A 19,756-nucleotide genomic window follows, 5' to 3' on the forward strand; every position below is an offset into this window, starting at 1 on the left:
CAACCTATTACTTCGCTACCGCCACTGATTCACCGTTAGATTTGTAAACGCGAGTTTTCACGCCTTCAATCGTTTGGTAACCAACACGGTCAGCCTTTTGGGTTGTAGCATTAAAAACTGCCACGTTTGAGATATGAAGCGAAGCTTCTTGTGTAACTACAGCGCCTTCAGCACCTGTTGCACGGTTAGGCTTTTGATGCTTCTTAACCAAGTTAAGGCCTTCAACCATAACACGGTCATTTGAAACAGACAGAACAGTACCCTGTTTGCCTTTTTCTTTACCTGCGATCACGATAACTTGATCGCCTTTTTTAATCTTAGCCATGAGTGCCTCTTATAGAACTTCAGGAGCCAATGAAATAATTTTCATGAACTGTTCAGTACGAAGTTCACGAGTCACTGGTCCGAAAATACGAGTTGCAATCGGCGCTTTGTTGTTGTTCAAAATAACAGCAGCATTGTCATCAAAACGGATGATAGAACCATCCGGACGACGTACACCGAATTTTGTACGTACAACTACAGCATTCATCACGTCACCTTTTTTAACACGTGCGCGTGGAATAGCTTCTTTTACAGTAACTTTAATAATGTCGCCAACAGAAGCATAACGACGATGTGAACCACCAAGTACTTTAATACATTGTACGCGGCGAGCACCACTGTTGTCTGCTACGTCGAGCATACTTTCGGTTTGAATCATTGCCCTACTCCAAAACCGAGCATCACCGGTCAGTATTTCGAAAGGCTCAAAGAGTACTCGAAATTAACCGATGATGCAACAAGAACGTCTAATTACTCAGCAGCAGCTTCAATAACTTCCACTAAAGCCCAAGCTTTAGTTTTAGAAATCGGGCGGCTTTCTTTAATGGTCACTACGTCGCCAGTTTTAGCAACATTGTTCTCATCATGAGCGTGTAATTTTGTTGAACGGCGGATTGATTTGCCATACAACGGGTGTTGAACGCGGCGTTCAATAAGCACAACAATAGACTTGTCCATTTTGTCGCTTACGACTTTGCCGGTTAACGTGCGAACTGTTTGTTCACTCATTGTCCGTTCCCCTGTTTTTCGGTAAGGAGTGTCTTGATACGAGCAATAGTCTTGCGAGTAAGCGCAACTTCATGCGATTTACCCAATTGACCAGTTGCTTTCGCCATACGAAGACGGAATTGGTTAAGCTGTTGCTCATCAAGCAAAGCTGTCAACTCTTCTACCGATTTTTCACGTAGATCTTTAGTTTTCATTACATTACCGTCCGAGTCACGATAGCGGTTTTAAACGGAAGCTTAGCAGCAGCAAGCGTAAACGCTTCACGTGCTAATTCTTCGCTTACACCTTCCATTTCGTACAAGATCTTACCTGGTTTGATTTGACAAACCCAGTATTCCACAGAACCTTTACCTTTACCCATACGAACTTCTAATGGTTTTTCAGTAATTGGTTTGTCTGGGAAAACACGGATAAAGATCTTACCACCACGTTTTACACGACGGCTGATTGTACGACGCGCTGCTTCAATCTGACGAGCTGTCATTTGACCACGCTCGATAGATTTAAGTGCGATAGAACCGAAAGATACGGTGCTACCACGGTGCGCTAGACCAGTGTTACGGCCCTTTTGAACCTTACGGAACTTAGTACGTTTAGGTTGCAACATGGATTATTCTCCTTTTTCAGCAGAACGATCATTGCGACGACCACGACGCTCTTGACCTTCACCACGGCCGCGACCACGTTTAGCTGGACGTTCTTCAGCAGGAGCAGGGTTCATGACTTGTTTCATGCCACCTAAGATCTCACCACGGAAAATCCAAACTTTAACGCCAATCGTACCGTAAGTAGTTTCAGCACGCATAGTAGCGTAGTCGATGTCCGCACGAAGTGTATGCAAAGGTACACGACCTTCACGATACCATTCAGTACGTGCAATCTCAGCACCACCTAAACGACCAGAAACTTCAACTTTGATACCTTTAGCACCAGCACGCATAGTGTTTTGAACCGCACGCTTCATAGCACGACGGAACATTACACGTTTTTCTAATTGAGAAGCGATAGCTTCAGCAACTAAACGAGCGTCTAAGTCTGGGCGATCGATTTCGTTGATGCTTACTTGCGCAGGAACACCCATAATAGATGTTAATTCGCGTTGTAATTTTTCAATGTCTTCGCCTTTTTTACCGATAACGATACCAGGACGAGCAGTGCTAATAGTAATTTTAGCAGCGCCTGTAGGACGTTCGATAAGAATATTGCTGATCATTGCATTCTTAAGTTTTTTAATTAAAAACTCACGAACTTGCAAATCTTTAAGCAAGTATTCAGCGTATTGTTTCGGACTCGCATACCAGTTAGCGTTATGACGTTTCACAACACCTAGGCGGATACCGATTGGATGAACCTTCTGACCCATATCAAACCCCTACCTTAACGGTGATGTGACAAGTACGCTTAGTAATACGATCTGCACGGCCTTTAGCACGTGGCATAATACGTTTAAGGCTGATGCCTTCATCAACGTAAATCGTAGATACTTTAAGGTCGTCTACATCTAAACTGTTATTATGTTCAGCGTTTGCAATTGCAGATTCCAACGCTTTTTTAACTAAAACTGCAGCTTTTTTGTTGCTGAAGTTCAAGATATTTAAAGCGTGAGCAACAGATTTGCCACGGATTAGATCTGCAACCAAACGAGCTTTTTGTGCCGAGATAGCGGCACCGCGTAATTTAGCAGTAACTTCCATCATCGCACCTTAACGTTTAGACTTCTTGTCAACACCGTGACCACGATAGGTACGAGTTGGCGCGAATTCACCGAGTTTATGACCAACCATATGTTCAGATACAATCACCGGAACATGGTTACGACCATTATGAACAGAAATTGTTAAACCAACAAAATCTGGGAGTATCATCGAACGACGCGACCAAGTTTTGATCGGCTTGCGAGAGTTACTCGCTACAGCCGCTTCAACCTTAGCGAACAAGTGCGCATCGACGAATGGGCCTTTTTTCAGAGAACGAGGCATTGTCAGATTCCTTTACTTGTTACTTAACGCGACGGTCGCGAATAATCATCTTAGTCGTACGCTTATTGGTACGTGTCTTGTACCCTTTAGCTTTTTGACCCCATGGGCTTACAGGTTGAATACCTTTGTTACGCCCTTCACCACCACCGTGTGGATGGTCAACCGGGTTCATCGCCATACCACGAACGGTAGGACGAACACCACGCCAGCGTGATGCACCAGCTTTACCCAGTGAACGAAGGTTGCTTTCTGAGTTAGAAACTTCACCCAAAACAGCGCGACATTCAACGTGTACTTTACGCATTTCGCCTGAACGAAGACGAATGATTGCGTAAGAACCGTCACGACCCAACAATTGAGCAGAAGTACCAGCAGAACGCATCAATTGTGCGCCTTTACCGATTTTAAGCTCGACGTTGTGAAGAGTAGAACCGATAGGCATGTTACGAAGTGGCAAGCAGTTACCTGGACGGATTGGAGCATCGTTACCAGATTGTACTTTATCACCAGCACGCAAACCTTTAGGCGCAATGATGTAACGACGTTCACCGTCAGCATATTTTAATAGAGCAATATGAGCTGTACGGTTAGGATCGTATTCAATACGTTCAACTACAGCTGGAATGCCGTCTTTGTTACGTTTGAAGTCGACAAGACGGTAGTGTTGTTTATGACCACCACCAACGTGACGAGTTGTAATGTGACCGTTATTGTTACGACCACCAGTACGTTTTTTAGCTTCAACCAACGGAGCATAAGGCGCGCCTTTGTGAAGATGGTCGTGAACGACTTTCTCTACAAAGCGACGTCCTGGTGACGTTGGCTTACATTTTTGAATAGGCATAATTCTCGTCCTTATTCCGCTGCGCTTTCAGCGGTATCGCCCAAGTCAGCCATTTCAACATCTTGGCCAGCTTTCAGGGTGACGTATGCTTTTTTAACATCAGAACGACGTCCTAATGTTTTACCAAAGCGTTTAGTCTTACCTTTAGTGATCGTAGTGTTAACTTTAACCACTTGAACACCAAAGAGTTGTTCCACTGCTTTTTTGATTTCAAGTTTGTTTGCATCAAGTGCAACTTTAAAAACTTGAACACCAGCAGCTTCACCTAAAACTTGTGCTTTTTCTGAGAATACAGGTCCTTGTAGGACTTGATAGATACGTTCGTTGTTCATCCGAGTTCTACCTCAATTTTCTTAGCAGCAGCTACAGACATAACAACTTTGTCGAACGCGATCAAGCTAACAGGATCGATTGCAGCAGCATCAACCACATCAACGTGTGGAATGTTACGTGCAGCAAGATACAAGTTCTCATCAACAGCATCAGTAACGATTAATGCACGAGTAGCATTCAAGTCGTTAAGTTTTGCAAGCAACTCTTTAGTTTTTGGAGCTGCAACAGCAAACTCATCAACTAAGATTAGGCGATCTTGACGAACAAGTTCAGCCATGATGCATTGCATAGCACCGCGGTACATTTTACGGTTAACTTTTTGAGACCAATCTTGTGGACGAGCGGCAAAAGTTTTACCACCACCAACCCAGATTGGGCTACGAATAGAACCAGCACGCGCACGGCCAGTACCTTTTTGACGGAATGGTTTTTTACCACCGCCAGATACATCGCCACGTGATTTCTGAGCTTTCGAACCTTGACGACCACCAGCTAAATAAGCTGTAACAACTTGGTGTACAAGAGCTTCATTAAATTCACGACCGAAAGCAACTTCAGATAATTCAACAGCAGAGCCGGAAACAGTATTTAAATTCACGTTATTTCCCCTCAGGCCTTGATCGTAGGACGAACAGTAACGTCGCCACCAGTAGCACCAGGAATCGCACCTTTAACAACCAGAACTGAACGTTCAGCGTCGATAGATACAATTTCAAGACCTTGAACAGTTACGCGTTCAGCACCTAAATGGCCAGCCATTTTTTTGCCTTTGAACACGCGACCAGGAGTCTGGTTTTGACCTGTAGAACCTAGAACACGGTGAGACAATGAGTTACCGTGAGTAGCATCTTGGGTACGGAAGTTCCAACGCTTAACACCACCTTGGAAACCTTTACCTTTAGATTGACCAGTTACGTCAACAACTTGACCAACTGCGAACAAATCTACACCGATAGTTCCGCCAACTTCACGACCTTCAAGCTCAGCTTCTGTAGTACGGAATTCTTGAACCAGACGACCAGCAGCAACACCAGCTTTCGCAAAGTGACCTTTCTGAGCGTTAGTTACGCGAGATTCGCGACGTTCACCAGTAGTGATTTGAATCGCTTGATAACCATCAGTTTCAAGCGTTTTGATTTGAGTGATGCGGTTAGGATCAACCTCAATCACTGTTACAGGTACAGAAACACCAGCATCTGTAAAGATACGAGTCATACCGCACTTGCGACCGACTAAACCAATAGCCATGTGCATAAACCTCTAAAAAAGCGGCCTAATTAACTTAGAGCGTTAATTAACCGAAAGCCTTAACCCAATGCGATCTGAACATCAACACCAGCTGCAAGATCCAACTTCATCAATGCATCAACAGTTTTATCTGTAGGCTGAACGATGTCGATCAAACGTTTGTAAGTGCGGATCTCGTATTGGTCACGCGCATCTTTGTTAACGTGTGGTGATGTTAAAACGTTAAAACGTTCAATGCGTGTAGGCATTGGAATTGGACCACAAACTTGTGCGCCAGTACGTTTTGCTGTTTCTACGATTTCTTGAGCTGATTGATCAATTAGACGGTGATCAAAAGACTTAAGACGGATACGAATTCTCTGGTTAGACATACCAGTTAACTCCAAGCCAAATATATAAAGAATCACCCTTGACGCATCTCACTCCACTTTTATATGGGTAAGTGTCAAGAGCAGTGAATTATCACTAAGGTCATGATCGATGCCACGACTGTCACGATGTTAACTACGTTATTGGTAGTCAACCCCCTTTCATTAAAGGGTCGCTTATTATAGCTATTGTTTAACGCTTAAGCAAACCTCTTTTCAACTTTTTGCTCTTTTTTTCCGCTTATCTATTTATGCTTTTGTTTAAAAATAAATCAGCATGAAGTTTTTTGTAAAACGTACTCTATTGCTTGGTTTAGTATTTGATTTCCTTCAATAAAATTGGTTTTATCTGCTTTTCTTAATTGCTGTTCAGTTTGCACATATTCTCCTGAAAAACCTTCTAGCTCTTCGTCATTTTCTAAAAACAGCTTTAGCGTCTCGGAAGTAATTTCAGGATGAAACTGAAATCCCAGCACATTTTTACCAATCTGGTACATCTGGTTGCGGCAAACATCATTTTCAGCCAAATGAATAGCGCCTTTAGGAATTTCAAAGGTTTCACTATGCCATTGCATAATCTTAAATTGTGCTGGCAATTCAAAGCATTCTTCAGGCACATGCTGTACCTTACGCACGGTAGTCCAACCCAACTCCTGTTGCTCATTGCGCCTGACCGCAGCACCCAAAGCATTGGCGATCAGCTGCCCGCCCAGACATAAACCAATGGCCGGTTTACCCATAGATAAATAACGTCGAATCCAGCGTTTTTCTATCTTTAACCAGGGATAATTTGCTTCATCATTCACACTCATTGTCCCACCCATGATAATGAGCAAATCGACATCTTCAACTTGCGGTAAAGCCTCGATATCGAGTGGCCGATCCAGCGGTAAGGCAAAAAACTCCGTTGCACTAATTTTAGCGTGATGCTGTTTTAAATATTGATAACAACTGCCGAACCCTTCACCAGCAATATGCTGAAAATAATGTACTTTTAAATGCGACTTCATCCGCCCCCACCTATTGTTTTAGCTCTGTCGTAGATTTAGCAAGAATAAAGCCAACTTTATGTGCGGTTTAATGTTTCTATACATTTTGGCATTTATATAGCCTAATTCGCGTGTTTCTCTTAAGCTAAGACTAATTTTGATACGACTTAGAGCAGTTCCTTGAAAAAAAACCCACAAACCACGCTCATTCATGCACCACGAAAAGCCCCACAATATATTTCTAGCGTTCAACCTCCCCTGTTTCGTGCATCGACCATTATTTTTAACAACACCGATGCACTATTTAATCGCCATTGGACCGATGACTATGACTATAGTTATGGCACCCACGGCACGCCAACGACCTTTACTTTAGCGGACAACATTGCCCAGATTGAAGGAGGGCAATATTGCTTGCTGGCCCCTAGTGGTTTATCCGCGATTAATCTGGTCAATTCCTGCTTTTTGAGTCAGGGCGATGAAGTCTGGGTGGCAGACAATATTTATGGTCCAAATATGGAACATCTGCACAACCTGCAAACGCGCTATGGCATTACTGTAAAAGTTTATAATCCGATTGATGCAGATACTTTCCAGCCAACAGAGAAAGCCAAACTGATTTGGTTAGAGGCTGCAGGTTCCGTGACTTTAGAATTTCCAGATCTAGCTGGCTTAGTGAAAAAAGCGAAACAGCATAATATATTGACAGCTTTAGACAATACCTGGGGCGCAGGTCTAGCCTTTAATGCCTTTGATTTTAGTGAAGAACATTTGGCGGTTGATATAACCGTGCACGCGCTGACTAAATATCCAAGTGGCGGCGGTGACATCTTAATGGGTTCTGTAGTCACTCGTGATCGAAAGTTGCATCAGCAATTATTCCGTATGCATGCTATTCAGGGTATTAGTGTATCTGGTGATGATGTTGCACAAGTACAACGTAGCCTGGCTTCAATGCAACTGCGTTATCAGCACCAGTCTCAAAGTGCATCAACCTTACTGGACTGGTTGAAACAACAACCAGAGTTTGTACAGGTCTTGCATCCTGCTGATGAAGCTTCGGCAGGACATTCATACTGGAAAGAAATTTGTACAGATGGACAAAGTGCAGGTCTGGTCAGTGTGATTTTTAAACCTGAATATACCCTGGAAGATATTCGTAGATTCTGCGATGCACTGGAACTGTTTAAGCTGGGCTTTAGCTGGGGCGGGCCGCTCAGTCTGGTCATGCTGTATAACCTGAAAGATATGCGGGTGTTGCCACATACACATTTACAACAAGGTTTATTGGTTCGTTTTTGCATAGGACTAGAACATCCGGCAGACTTAATACATGATATAGAAAACGCATTAAAACAGTTGCCTACGCAACAACATGAATAAAATAGAATAGGGAAAAAATATGGGTACACCAATCGTCATTGCCAAGAAAACCACCGATACACAACAAGAAATTGTTTTACATTCACAATTTGCCAACCGCCACGGTTTGATTGCCGGAGCCACCGGAACCGGTAAAACCGTGACCTTAAAAGTATTGGCAGAAAGTTTTTCCCGCATTGGTGTGCCGGTATTTTTAGCCGATGCCAAAGGCGATGTGTCCAGTCTGGCCAAGGCCGGTGAAAGCAATGCTAAATTTGATGCGCGGATTAAAAGCCTGAATCTTGAATCGATTCCCTTTGCAGCATCACCTGTGGTGTTTTGGGATTTGTTCGGTGAGCAGGGCCATCCCATTCGAACCACAGTTTCTGAAATAGGTCCGTTGTTACTGGCGCAAATACTAAATCTCAATGACACCCAGGAAGGTGTACTTTCAGCAGTGTTCCGCATAGCCGATGATCAGGGTTTATTGCTGATTGATTTTAAAGACTTGAAGTCGATGATTAGCTATGTGAGTGAACATGCTACCGAATTTAAAGCAGAATATGGCAACCTGTCTCCAGCAAGTTTAGGGGCAATCCAGCGCAATTTACTGGCGCTGGCCGATCAGGGCGGAGACAAATTCTTTGGTGAACCTGCATTAGACATCATGGATTTTATCCAGACCGATAGCCAAGGCCGTGGCACCATCAATTTACTGGCTGCAGATAAACTGATGAATACGCCTAAACTGTATGCCACCTTTTTGCTGTGGATGTTATCCGAACTGCTTGAACAGTTGCCGGAAGTGGGTGATCTGGACAAACCGAAACTGGTGTTCTTCTTTGATGAAGCACATCTGCTTTTTGATAATGCTAGCTCCGCCCTGCAGGAAAAGATTGAACAAGTGGTACGTTTAATTCGCTCCAAAGGCGTCGGCATTTACTTTGTTACCCAGAATCCACTGGACCTACCTGAAAGTGTTTTAGGTCAGCTTGGTAACCGGGTGCAACATGCCTTGCGCGCCTTCACGCCTAAAGACCAGAAAGCGGTCAAAACTGCTGGAGATACTTTCCGTGCCAATCCTGAATTTAAGGTCGATCAGGCCATTACCGAACTGGCTGTGGGTGAAGCCTTGATTAGCTGTCTGGATGAACAAGGCACCCCGCAAATGGTGCAACGCGGCTGGGTGATGCCACCCTATTCTTCCTTCAGCCCCATTTCTCTAGATGAGCGTAAAACACTAATAGCACAAAGTGTTGTGGCAGGTGTTTATGAACAACAGCTTGACCGAGAAAGCGCATTTGAAATGCTGCAAAAAAAAGTTGCAGAACGCCAACAACAAGCAGTTCAAGCCGAACAAGAAAAAGCGGCAGCAAAAGAAAAAGAGGCTTTAGAAAAACAGCAAGCCAAAGATGCTGAAGCTTTTGCCCAGCAACAGGCACGCGAACAACAGCGCCTAGCACAAGAGCAGCAAAAAGAAGCGGAACGTGCAGCCAAACAGCGTGAAAAGCTGATTCAAGATACTGTCGGTACTTTTGCCAAAAGTGCCGCCCGCAGTCTGGGTGGCAGTACTGGACAAAAAATTGTTCGTGGCTTATTAGGTTCACTGTTTGGTAAAAGATAATTTAAGAAACTGATTAATAATTTGTGAATTATGGAATATTTTTATATTCCATAATTTTTTATGGTTTAATGAAAAATATGTGTTGTAAAAAGATTTTATAAGATATATTTTAAATACATCTTATAAATAACAGCCATGAGAGATCAGCTATGACTCCGCAGCAAATTGACCTTGTAAAAGCCACTGTTCCTGTACTTCGTGAAAATGGCGTAGCCCTGACTGGTTATTTTTATAACCGTATGTTGGGCAATAATCCTGACCTAAAAGAAACTTTTAATATGGGGCACCAGCGCAGCGGCGCACAGGCTCAAGCATTGGCAGGTGCAGTGTTGGCTTATGCTGAAAACATTGAAGATCCGTCTGTGCTTTTACCTGTGGTTGAGTTAATTGCGCACAAACACGTTAGCCTGAATATTCAGGCACCGGACTATAATATTGTCGGTGAAAACCTGCTCCACTCAATTAGTGAAGTACTAAGCATTTCAATGGATGACCCCCTGATTGGTGCTTGGGCAGCAGCCTATGGTCAATTGGCGGACCTGTTCATCAGCACCGAAAAAGCCATTTATGATCAGCACGAACAGACTAAAGGCAGCTGGTTAGGCTGGCGTAACTTCAAGATTGCCAAGAAAGTCGTTGAAAGCGATGAAATCACGTCGTTCTATCTTCAACCTGCAGATGGTGGTGCTTTACCGAAATACGAAGCCGGCCAATATATTTCAGTGCGTGTTTTCGTCGAGGAGCTTGGCTTAAAACAACCTCGTCAATATACGCTTTCAACCAGCCCGCAAGCAGACTATTTACGTATCTCGGTAAAACGTGAAGATCAAAAAGGCGACATGGTTCCAGGTTGGGTATCGAATACTCTACATGGTCTGCCAGAAGGTTCAGAAATTGAAGTGTCTGCACCAACAGGTAATTTCTACCTGATTGATCCAAATAAACGTAATGTATTTATCAGTGGTGGTGTAGGCCTTACTCCAATGATTGCCATGCTGAATCAACTGGTAACGCTGGACATGCCACAACCTGTGACTTTCATCCATGCTTGCCGTAGCAAACAAGTGCATGCGATGCATCAGCACATTCAAGACTTGAAAGCAAAATATCCGCGCCTAAGCACATTTACTGCTTATGAATTCCCGCATGAAAGCGATAAATTAGGTGAAGATTATGATGTTGCCGGTCGTCTAGACCTAAGCACGATTGATAGCGCATTGTTACCAGCTAATGCCGACTACTACCTCTGCGGCCCAATGCCATTTATGGCTGAACAGCAAAAAACTCTCGTTGCTCGCGGTATTCCTGCTGAAAATATTCACAGTGAAGCGTTTGGTACAGGTGGCGTTCACCACTAATCTGCTCCGTCAGCATAAAATAAAGAGAGGGCTGGTCTGGTTATGCTAGACTAGCCCTTATCTATTCATTTTTTGAAAAATATCAGTGCGATCATGCAATTAAATAAATTCACCGACTATGCCTTGCGTATCTTAATGTATATTGCCCAGCCACGGGATATGCCTTATACCATTGCAGAAATTGCCCAGGACCTGCATGTGTCCAAAAACCATTTGGTGAAAATTGTGCACTTTATGGGAAAACAGAACTGGCTGATTACCACGCGTGGCAAAGGTGGGGGTATCGGTCTGAATCCTGATGCCCTGGAACTGCGATTGGGGCAAATTGTGCGAATTCTACAAGGTGAAAACCAGATTGTCGAATGCAATACACCTCCTTGCGTACTGCGTTCACAATGTGGTTTAAAAGGCATTCTGGATCAGGCGCTGGAACAGTTTTATCTCAGTCTGGATCAATATACGCTGGGACAAGTGCTGAATACTTCCCCAGTGGCCAAGTACACCACTCAGTCCCCTATTCAGATGATCAATCTTTAATTCCCGGTCTTTGGCTTGCAAAGTTCGCTTGCCCGAACGACTTCCTTTATAATGTTCGCTTGTAGATCATTTATTGAAGTTGAGTTATGCATCACAGCAGAGGAAAATCCAAAAACAGTAAGACAGCCAGTGCGCCTAAGCAAAAGATCAGCTACGAGAAAAAAGTTGATTCTGCCATTACTGAGTACTCTGTTCGCGCATTGAACTGGTTGCGTAAAGCTGAATTTTTAATGAGTGCGCCCAAGCTGAATCTTTGTGTGGAAGATAGCGGTTATGAAATTGCTTTTGCCGGTCGTTCCAATGCCGGTAAATCCAGCGCCATTAATGCTTTAACCAATCAAAAGCAGTTGGCACGTGCCTCGAAAAAGCCGGGTCGTACCCAGATGATCAACTTTTTTAGTTTGGGCAACCCAAACCAGCGCCTAGTGGATTTGCCAGGTTATGGTTATGCAGCCGTACCGGAAGCCATGAAAATTGTCTGGCAAAAAGAACTGGAGAACTATCTGATTCACCGTCAGAGCTTGCAAGGTCTGGTGTTGCTGATGGATATTCGTCATCCGCTACAGCATTTTGATGTGATGATGCTGGAATGGGCTCACTCACGTAAATTGTTCGTACATGTGCTATTAACCAAATCAGACAAGCTGAACCGTGGTCCTGCATCGAAAGCCTTGCAGGAAGTCAAAGCAGCATTGAAAAAGATGAAGCTGGATTTCTCCATTCAATTGTTCTCGTCACTTAACAAGCAAGGCCTAGAAGAACTGGCCAGTGTGATGGGTGGCCGTTTGAACTTTACCCTTGAGCAATCCACCCAGTTCGATTTGGACAGTATCCCTGAAGCCACTGCCGATGAACTCAATGATCTGGATGAACCACTCGAATCTTTAGATGCAGTAGAGGAAGAGTGTGAAACTGAAATTGCCGAAGATGCCACCGATGCAAGTCGACAAGCTGATTGACAGGATCTGATTGAGCCAGATTGTCCGACCAAAATCATCATCAAATGATATTCCAGTGTCCTGTATTGCTAATCACAATACGGGACTTTTTTTTCATACTGACCTTGAGCTCAAGTGCAGCACTGCACGCTAAAACAATAAGGACAGTATGATGAAACTTCTCTCCCGTTTAAGAAATTCCAAACTCGGCTCATCCATTGCCTATCATATTCACCCGCGTAAAGTAAAATTCGAGTGGCAGGACACCCCGATTGACTGGATTCCCCAGCAGCCCTATGTCAGCTATTTCATTAATGAAATCAATATGATTTTGCCAGCCGGCGAATTCTGGTTCTGTCGTTTATATAACAAGGTTTTGCCGCAGATTCAGGATGAAAAACTGAAACAGGATGTACAGGCCTTTGTCCGTCAGGAAGCCATGCATGCTCAGGCACACAACTCAGCCAACACAGAATATCTAACTGCTCGCAACATTGATATCCAGCGCAATCTGGATGTGATGAATTTCCTGTTCAGCAAGTTACTTGCCGATCAGCCTTTAGGTCTAAAGATACCTCAATTGCTTGAACATCAATGGGACTTATTCCGCCTCGGCATTATTGCCACTGTGGAACACATGACCTGCGTACTGGGAAAATATGCCCTGTATAATCAGGAATGGGAAAAACTGGGCGCCGATCCGGCCATGCTGGATCTGATCAAATGGCACGGTGCAGAAGAAATTGAACACCGTACCGTAGCCTTTGATTTGTATCGTCATTTAGGTGGTGGTTATATTGCCCGTTATTATTTAAGCGTGATTGTAATTGTGGCGGTGATTGGCTTGTGGGTCGATGGGACAGCTCATCTGCTTAAGCAGGATCCACGTTTTCAGTCTATCTGCCCTGCGGTATACAAACCGTGGATCTGGCGTGAATGGTATGCCATTGCACAGCGTGACAACAATTTAATGCCCAGTCCATTCTGGCTGATTTCACAACAACTGGGCTATTTGATGCCATGGTACGATCCACTGCATGAAGCCAAAACTGAAGATGCCATCGCTTACCTGAATCGCTCCCCTGCTGCCAAACGTGCAGCCAGACTGAAAGTGGCCTAGTCCTTTTGATCATTCAGTTGATAGTTAAATTCATGTATACAATTTCCACACAGTAGGGCTTTATGCCCTGCTTTTTATTTGCTCTAAGATAAAAGTCCAAGAAAACAACAATAAGGATAACTGTATGCAAGCACGGATTTCAGTCATTACACTGGGGGTGCACGACCTGGAAGCATCTTTGCATTTTTATCGTGAAGGCCTAGGCTTAAGCAGTGAAGGGATTATCGGGCGGGAATTTGAATATGGTGCAGTGGCATTTATTGAACTGCAGTCTGGCCTGAAACTGGCGTTATGGCCACAAAACAGTATTCAACAGGATACCGAACTAGAGCTCACGCCGATGTGTCCCACTCAAATGACTTTAGGACAAAATGTCTATAGCCCACTGGAAGTGGATCAGGTCATGGCTCAGGCAGCACGTGCTGGTGCCAAAATCATTAAACCCGCACAAGCCACCTTTTACGGCGGCTATGCCGGTTATTTTCAGGATCCAGATGGCCATATCTGGGAAATCGTGTTTAATCCCAGCTGGGAAATGGATTAATCGACTTGCGGTTCACGGGTATACCGATCGACCACTACACTAATCATCATATCACCCTGAACATTGACCACGGTACGGACGGTATCAAGCAAACGGTCAATCGGCAGTAAAATCGCAATTGCTTCTGCCGGTAAACCGACCGATTGCAACACCATAATCATGGTCACCATGCCTGCGCTTGGAATACCTGGCGCACCGAGGGATGCAATCATGGCTGTTGCACAGACAATTAGTTGCTGACCGATACTCAAATCCAGCCCCATCAGGTTGGCAATAAAAAGTGCTGCCGCAGCTTCATACAACGCCGTACCATCCATATTCAGCTGGGTGCCCAATGGAATCACAAAACCTGCTGTTTGGGGACGTACCTTTAAATTTTCCTGCGCGCATTTCATCGACAGTGGCATGGTAGCCGAACTGGAACTGGTGGCAAATGCGGTAATCAGCGCAGCCCGTGTACCTTTAAAGAACGTAATTGGACTCATCTTGCCAAAAATCCATAGCAACAAAGGCAATACTACTGCACCATGAAAAATGGTGGTTCCAGTCACCACGGCGGCAAACTCGGCCAGACGGCTTAACACCGAAATATCTTCAGTTGAAATCAGTTTTGCCAGCAAAGCAAAAATACCGAGCGGTGCCAGCTTCATTACCCAGCTAATCATCAGCATCATGATGTCAAAAAATTGCAGGCTTAATTTACGTACACTGCGGAAATTATCTCCGCCTTTGACCAGCGCCACGCCAATAAACAAGGCAAACACCACTACAGCTAACACATTGCCTTCTGCAAAAGCTTTAAAGGGATTAATCAAGGTGTTCTGAATAAAATTGGTAAAGAAGGACGATGGCGTTAAGGTATCTGGCGTTTGATGGCTGCTCATGGCATCCTGAAACATCACAATATCTACGCCCTTGCCTACATTAAACAGATGGGCACAGCTTAAGCCTAAAATAAGCGCCAAAGTAGTGGTGGTGACACAGCACAGTAGGGTGATTTTCCAGACCCGCCCCAGTTGTCCACCGGCCTGCAAATTCGAAACACCAACCACAATTGAACTGAAAATCAGCGGAATAAGCAGCATTTTCAACAAACCAATAAAAATGCTACTGGCCAATCCCAAGCCATAAAGACTGAGATTAAAAAACTGGCTATCAGGAAACAGATTTAACAGAAACCCAAATGCTACCCCTAAAATTGCAGCAATCAATATTTGTGTATTTAAGCTCATCACGACATGCTTTTTATCATTAAGTCCTGACTGGCACTATGCCATGGCCTATTTTTAGAATCGAGGAATTTTTTGTCACAAGCTCAGCATAAATAGATTAAAGCCAGTGGCTCACTTTATCTGAATCATCAACACTGCGCTAAACTGATGGCATAAAATCTGCTTATTGATAGATACTCATCCAGCCAATAATTAAAAGAGAATCGATATGAAAAAAATCATGCTCATGACTGCACTGCTTCTGAATATCAGCGTGGCATTTGCCCATCCAGACCATGGCTGCCATAAAGACATCTCCGAAGATATCCCTCGCTGCCACTAAATCACAATGACCAAGACAAGCATAAAAAACCGGACAGCAGCTCCGGTTTTTTTATGACATTTCAGTCCTTATTGGGTTTCAATTTCACGCAAGCGAATCAAACCTTCCTGTGTCGTGCTACACACCAGTTCACCATTTTGCCACATGCGGCCGAAATTCAGTCCGCGCGAACTGGCACTAATGGTGGCTTCCATATCATAGAGCATCCACTCATCAACACGGAATGGCTTATGGAAATACATGGCATGGTCAATGCTGGCACATTGCAGACTTGGGGAAATATAACTTAAACCGTGTGGACGTAAAGCCGTGGTCATTAAGGTAAAGTCCGAGTAGAAAGCAGCAATAGCCTGATGCAATGAAATTTCATCGACCTTCTGGGCAATCTGACCATGGGTGCGGATATAGTGCGCATAAGACGGCGCTTCAGGTTGAGGCTGGAACGGATTTTGCGGATTGATCGGGCGAATTTCCACATGACGGTCACGCATAAAACTGGCACGCACATTTTCCGGCACGAATTCGACCAGCTGTGTCTTTAATTCAGCTTCATTTTTTAAATCTTCAACGGCAGGATATTCCGGCTCCGAGATTTGATAATTCAAGCCTTCTTCTGGACTTGCAAATGAAACCATGGCGGTAAAAATGGTGCGTCCATGCTGAATGGCACGTACTTGGCGACTGACAAAGCTCTTACCATCCCGTAGATGGTCTACTTTATAAATAATCGGTGCGTTGACATCTCCACCATATAAAAAGTAGGCATGCAATGAATGTGCAGGACGATCTGCCGTATAGGATGCTGCGCGTAATGCCTGCCCCAGCACCTGTCCACCAAAGACGCGCTTGCCCACCAGGTTACGGCTTTGCCCTCGGTAAATATTTTCTTCAATTTTTTCCAGGCTCAGTAATTCAACCAGTTCTTGGGTTAAGGCATTCATAAGCGACCTATTTTTTAATGGGGGATACCTAAAATGTAGGCGAAAAATTTCAAGCAATCAGCTAAGCTATTCACCCTATTCTGCCACAAATCCAAACTAAATCCCTAGAGTTAGACTGACTGGCCTGTCACGCTATTTGTGCGGAATATTCGCTAAAAATACGATTTTTAACGATAAAATTTAACACTCAATATGCATTTTGTCAGAAAATGACATATTGTTTTAAATTACAATGATGCAAAACTATTCCCCCTCAGAAAATCTGTGGTTTCGGTCATTTAAGTAGGAGTATGTATGTCCAAGAGTGGCTTTGGTCAAATCTATCGTCAGCTTTCCAGTAAGCTGCTTGACCTGGTGGTAACCCCACATGTTCTTGGTGAGGTTCCTACTGAACCGACAACTACAGAAGCGAATTCCCAAGCAGAGCACCCCATTCAACAAAAAGTGGTGTGCTATGTATTACAAAATTACTCGCGCAGTAATGCCCTGATTGTCGATGGTGAAACCCGCCGCCTAAAACTGTCACCGGCATTAAATCCATTGGTGGTGGGTGACCACAAGGAAAAAGCATCGGTGCTGTTCTTGCAGCATCATGATGAAAACAACCTGCTCAATCCTCCGCCACATGCCTTTCCACCACGGTTATTGCGCCTGATCGACATTCTGGAACATCATCCTCAGGTTGATATTGAACTAATTCCGGTGACCGTACTCTGGGGGCGTTCGCCAGACAAAGAAGATTCCTGGCTGAAACTGCTATTTACCGACACCTGGGCAACACCAGGTACGGTCAAACAGCTGGTGAATATTGGCTTGCATGGTCGTCAGTCTTATCTGGAATTCCATCAGGGCCAGTCTTTGCGTCAACTGATCGAATTTTCCCAACAGACCCATCCGAACCTGTCTCCTGCGACTTATATTCTCAATACCTTAAACAACTATTTAGATGGTCAACGTGAAGTGGTACTGGGTCCGGATCTTTCAGACCGACGTAACGTGGTGCATTCACTGATCAAGGCCAGTGATGTTCAGGATGCCATCCGCCGTGAAAGTATCCGTGGCAAAATTAGCATGATTGAAGCTGAACGTCGTGCCATTGGCTATTTAAACGAGATCGTATCTGACTATTCGCATTCAGCCGTGCGTTTTGCCGACATGGCGCTTACCCGTTTATGGACCCAGCTTTATGACGGCGTAGAGGTGCATAATTTCAGTACCGTGCGTGAACTGGCCAAAGACTACGAGATTATCTACACCCCCTGTCACCGCAGTCACATCGACTATTTATTACTGTCTTATGTGATTTATAAACGTGGCATGATGGTGCCGTACATTGCTGCGGGCGATAACCTAAACATGCCTTTTGTGGGTCAATTATTGCGTGGTGGCGGTGCATTTTTTATTCGCCGTACTTTCCGTGGTAATGGTCTATATACCACTGTATTTAAAGAATATCTTTTCAACATTCTTTCCCGTAACACACCACTGGAATATTTTATTGAAGGTGGCCGTTCACGTACAGGACGCTTGCTGCCAGCCAAAACCGGTATGCTGGCCATGACCGTGCACGGGCATTTACGTGGCCGTTCTAAACCGATCGTATTTGTACCGACCTATATTGGCTATGAACGCCTGATGGAAGGTGCCACCTATGTCGGTGAAATGAACGGTAAAGATAAAGAATCTGAATCCATCATGGGCATTATGAAAACCCTGCGCAAAATCGAACGCATCTTCGGTCAAGTGCATGTGAACTTTGGTGAACCGGTTTTCCTGGATGACATGCTAAAACAGCATGGTGCAGACAATATTAAAATTGCCAAAAATGATGACCCGATCCCTCAAGAAGTTTCGGATGCAGTCAACAGCTCGGCACATGCGATTTTGGAAAATATTAACCGTGCCGTGGTGATCAATCCGGTATCGTTACTTTCTCTGATCCTGTTAGCAACCCCGAAACATACCCTGGATGAAGAGATCTGCATCAAGCAGCTGGATGCCTACCGTAAGCTATTGACTGCATTGCCTTATGATGCACGTACTCAGGTAACACCGCTTTCAGGCAAGGAAATCATTGCCTACGGTTTAAAATTGAAACTGATTAAACGTGTGAAGCATGTTCTAGGCGATATTATTGCCATTGAAGACAATCAGGCAGTATTGCTGACTTATTTCCGTAACAACATCCTGCATGCCTTCGTGTTGCCTTCATTAATTGCCGCACTGGTAGAACATAACGGTTCGATCCGCCGTGGCGATTTGATTAATGTTATCCGCACGCTTTATCCATTCCTGAAAGCGGAATTGTTCCTGAAATGGAATGATGAAGAGCTGAAAGACCAAATCTGTGCCTATGCCGAAGCGCTGATTCAGGCCAAACTGATTTCTGAAGATAATGAGGGCAACCTGCTTTCCCCTGCACCAAATTCGGAAGATCATAACCAGCTGGTGGTGCTTGCTGCTCCTGTGATGCAGAGTCTGGAACGTTATTACATGACGCTGGCTTTAATTACCCAACGCGGTTCAGGCAATATTTCTACCCGTCAGGTGGAAGAACTCAGTCATCTGGTCGGTCAGCGCCTATCAGTACTGTATGAGTTCAACTCACCGGAGTTCTTTGATAAATCGCTGTTCCAGAGTTTTATTAAAGTGCTGACGCAACAGGGTTATATTCGTAACAATGAAGATAACGCCATTGTGTTTGATGAGAACTTCCAGAACGTGGCTCAGTATGCCAACCTGGTGCTGGATGATGTGACCTTGCAAATGCTTCAGCACATTACCACCTTCAGTGATGAAGAGCTGAAAGAAGCTTTGGATGCCGTTGCGGCACAGCAGGCAAAACGTCGTTTGAAGCGGAAGAAGAAATAAGGGCCTTAAGTATTCCCTCTCCTGAGCTGGATATAAGGCACTGCTTGATATCCAGCACAAATGACGGCTAGAGTGAGATTGATTAAAGAACCC

23 protein-coding genes and 1 pseudogene are annotated in these 19,756 nt (G+C 44.4%); 8 read left to right on the plus strand and 16 right to left on the minus strand.

Annotated elements, in window-relative coordinates; all coding sequences use genetic code 11:
• Positions 1-7: 7 nt before the first annotated feature.
• The 14 genes and pseudogenes from rplX to WAE57_RS08865 form a co-directional block, all read right to left on the minus strand.
• Entirely contained in the window at positions 8-325 is a 318-nt protein-coding gene (gene rplX / locus WAE57_RS08800; RefSeq protein ID WP_086174454.1) for a 50S ribosomal protein L24, read from the minus strand.
• A gap of 9 nt (positions 326-334) precedes the next feature.
• Entirely contained in the window at positions 335-703 is a 369-nt protein-coding gene (rplN, locus tag WAE57_RS08805) for a 50S ribosomal protein L14 (protein WP_086174455.1), read from the minus strand.
• Positions 704-795: 92 nt separating this feature from the next.
• Positions 796-1,053, minus strand: coding sequence for a 30S ribosomal protein S17 (gene rpsQ / locus WAE57_RS08810; RefSeq protein WP_004650481.1), 258 nt, complete (start codon positions 1,051-1,053; stop codon positions 796-798).
• Positions 1,050-1,247 (minus strand): 50S ribosomal protein L29, encoded by a 198-nt coding sequence (gene rpmC, locus WAE57_RS08815; protein ID WP_004650482.1) that lies wholly within the window; start codon positions 1,245-1,247, stop codon positions 1,050-1,052. The genes rpsQ and rpmC overlap by 4 nt, the downstream gene beginning before the upstream one ends.
• A complete protein-coding gene (gene rplP / locus WAE57_RS08820; RefSeq protein ID WP_086174456.1) occupies positions 1,247-1,660 on the minus strand; it encodes a 50S ribosomal protein L16 in 414 nt (137 codons plus the stop codon). Before rplP ends, rpmC begins: the two co-directional genes overlap by 1 nt.
• Positions 1,600-2,416 (minus strand): annotated as a pseudogene (gene rpsC, locus WAE57_RS08825) (30S ribosomal protein S3). Before rpsC ends, rplP begins: the two are co-directional and overlap by 61 nt.
• A gap of 1 nt (position 2,417) precedes the next feature.
• The gene (rplV, locus tag WAE57_RS08830) at positions 2,418-2,747 is read right to left on the minus strand and encodes a 50S ribosomal protein L22 (RefSeq protein WP_004754247.1); all 330 of its coding nucleotides are present in this window, start codon (positions 2,745-2,747) and stop codon (positions 2,418-2,420) included.
• Between the two features lie 9 nt (positions 2,748-2,756).
• Positions 2,757-3,032 (minus strand): 30S ribosomal protein S19, encoded by a 276-nt coding sequence (gene rpsS, locus WAE57_RS08835; RefSeq protein WP_004869548.1) that lies wholly within the window; start codon positions 3,030-3,032, stop codon positions 2,757-2,759.
• Between the two features lie 19 nt (positions 3,033-3,051).
• Positions 3,052-3,876 (minus strand): 50S ribosomal protein L2, encoded by an 825-nt coding sequence (gene rplB / locus WAE57_RS08840; protein WP_086174458.1) that lies wholly within the window; start codon positions 3,874-3,876, stop codon positions 3,052-3,054.
• Between the two features lie 11 nt (positions 3,877-3,887).
• Entirely contained in the window at positions 3,888-4,208 is a 321-nt protein-coding gene (rplW, locus tag WAE57_RS08845) for a 50S ribosomal protein L23 (protein ID WP_086174459.1), read from the minus strand.
• Positions 4,205-4,807 carry a 50S ribosomal protein L4 gene (gene rplD / locus WAE57_RS08850; protein WP_086174460.1) on the minus strand — a complete coding sequence of 201 codons (603 nt, stop codon included), beginning with the start codon at positions 4,805-4,807 and terminating at the stop codon, positions 4,205-4,207. Before rplD ends, rplW begins: the two co-directional genes overlap by 4 nt.
• Before the next feature lie 11 nt (positions 4,808-4,818).
• Positions 4,819-5,457, minus strand: a complete 639-nt coding sequence (rplC, locus tag WAE57_RS08855) for a 50S ribosomal protein L3 (RefSeq protein WP_086174461.1) — start codon at positions 5,455-5,457, stop codon at positions 4,819-4,821.
• Positions 5,458-5,516: 59 nt separating this feature from the next.
• Positions 5,517-5,828 (minus strand): 30S ribosomal protein S10, encoded by a 312-nt coding sequence (rpsJ, locus tag WAE57_RS08860; RefSeq protein ID WP_000070912.1) that lies wholly within the window; start codon positions 5,826-5,828, stop codon positions 5,517-5,519.
• Between the two features lie 269 nt (positions 5,829-6,097).
• Positions 6,098-6,835 (minus strand): type 1 glutamine amidotransferase, encoded by a 738-nt coding sequence (locus WAE57_RS08865; protein ID WP_337710140.1) that lies wholly within the window; start codon positions 6,833-6,835, stop codon positions 6,098-6,100.
• Between the two features lie 159 nt (positions 6,836-6,994).
• On the opposite strand from WAE57_RS08865, the gene WAE57_RS08870 reads away from it, so the two are divergent.
• The 7 genes from WAE57_RS08870 (at position 6,995) to WAE57_RS08900 (ending at position 14,297) form a co-directional block, all read left to right on the plus strand.
• On the plus strand, positions 6,995-8,197 hold the full coding sequence (locus tag WAE57_RS08870) for a PLP-dependent transferase (protein ID WP_337710142.1): 1,203 nt from the start codon (positions 6,995-6,997) through the stop codon (positions 8,195-8,197).
• A gap of 19 nt (positions 8,198-8,216) precedes the next feature.
• Positions 8,217-9,800: a helicase HerA-like domain-containing protein gene (locus tag WAE57_RS08875; protein WP_337710143.1), complete on the plus strand. Its 1,584-nt coding sequence runs from the start codon at positions 8,217-8,219 to the stop codon at positions 9,798-9,800.
• A 149-nt stretch (positions 9,801-9,949) separates the two neighbouring features.
• Positions 9,950-11,158: an NO-inducible flavohemoprotein gene (hmpA, locus tag WAE57_RS08880; RefSeq protein WP_237787108.1), complete on the plus strand. Its 1,209-nt coding sequence runs from the start codon at positions 9,950-9,952 to the stop codon at positions 11,156-11,158.
• A gap of 93 nt (positions 11,159-11,251) precedes the next feature.
• Positions 11,252-11,695, plus strand: a complete 444-nt coding sequence (locus WAE57_RS08885) for an Rrf2 family transcriptional regulator (protein ID WP_237787107.1) — start codon at positions 11,252-11,254, stop codon at positions 11,693-11,695.
• 86 nt (positions 11,696-11,781) lie between these two features.
• Positions 11,782-12,654, plus strand: coding sequence for a ribosome biogenesis GTP-binding protein YihA/YsxC (gene yihA, locus WAE57_RS08890; protein ID WP_337710147.1), 873 nt, complete (start codon positions 11,782-11,784; stop codon positions 12,652-12,654).
• A 151-nt stretch (positions 12,655-12,805) separates the two neighbouring features.
• Complete coding sequence (locus WAE57_RS08895; protein WP_337710149.1) at positions 12,806-13,753, plus strand: metal-dependent hydrolase; 948 nt, start codon at positions 12,806-12,808, stop codon at positions 13,751-13,753.
• A gap of 124 nt (positions 13,754-13,877) precedes the next feature.
• On the plus strand, positions 13,878-14,297 hold the full coding sequence (locus WAE57_RS08900) for a VOC family protein (protein ID WP_337710150.1): 420 nt from the start codon (positions 13,878-13,880) through the stop codon (positions 14,295-14,297).
• Here WAE57_RS08900 and WAE57_RS08905 read toward each other — a convergent pair.
• Positions 14,294-15,529, minus strand: coding sequence for a dicarboxylate/amino acid:cation symporter (locus WAE57_RS08905; protein ID WP_237787103.1), 1,236 nt, complete (start codon positions 15,527-15,529; stop codon positions 14,294-14,296). The genes WAE57_RS08900 and WAE57_RS08905 overlap by 4 nt on opposite strands.
• A gap of 390 nt (positions 15,530-15,919) precedes the next feature.
• The gene (locus tag WAE57_RS08910; protein ID WP_337710152.1) at positions 15,920-16,792 is read right to left on the minus strand and encodes an acyl-CoA thioesterase II; all 873 of its coding nucleotides are present in this window, start codon (positions 16,790-16,792) and stop codon (positions 15,920-15,922) included.
• Between the two features lie 294 nt (positions 16,793-17,086).
• Between WAE57_RS08910 and plsB the strand changes: the two genes are divergently transcribed.
• On the plus strand, positions 17,087-19,663 hold the full coding sequence (plsB, locus tag WAE57_RS08915) for a glycerol-3-phosphate 1-O-acyltransferase PlsB (RefSeq protein WP_337710154.1): 2,577 nt from the start codon (positions 17,087-17,089) through the stop codon (positions 19,661-19,663).
• Positions 19,664-19,756 lie beyond the last annotated feature (93 nt).

It is taken from the genome of Acinetobacter sp. NS-4, from assembly GCF_037402435.1.
Taxonomy (GTDB): Bacteria; Pseudomonadota; Gammaproteobacteria; order Pseudomonadales; family Moraxellaceae; genus Acinetobacter.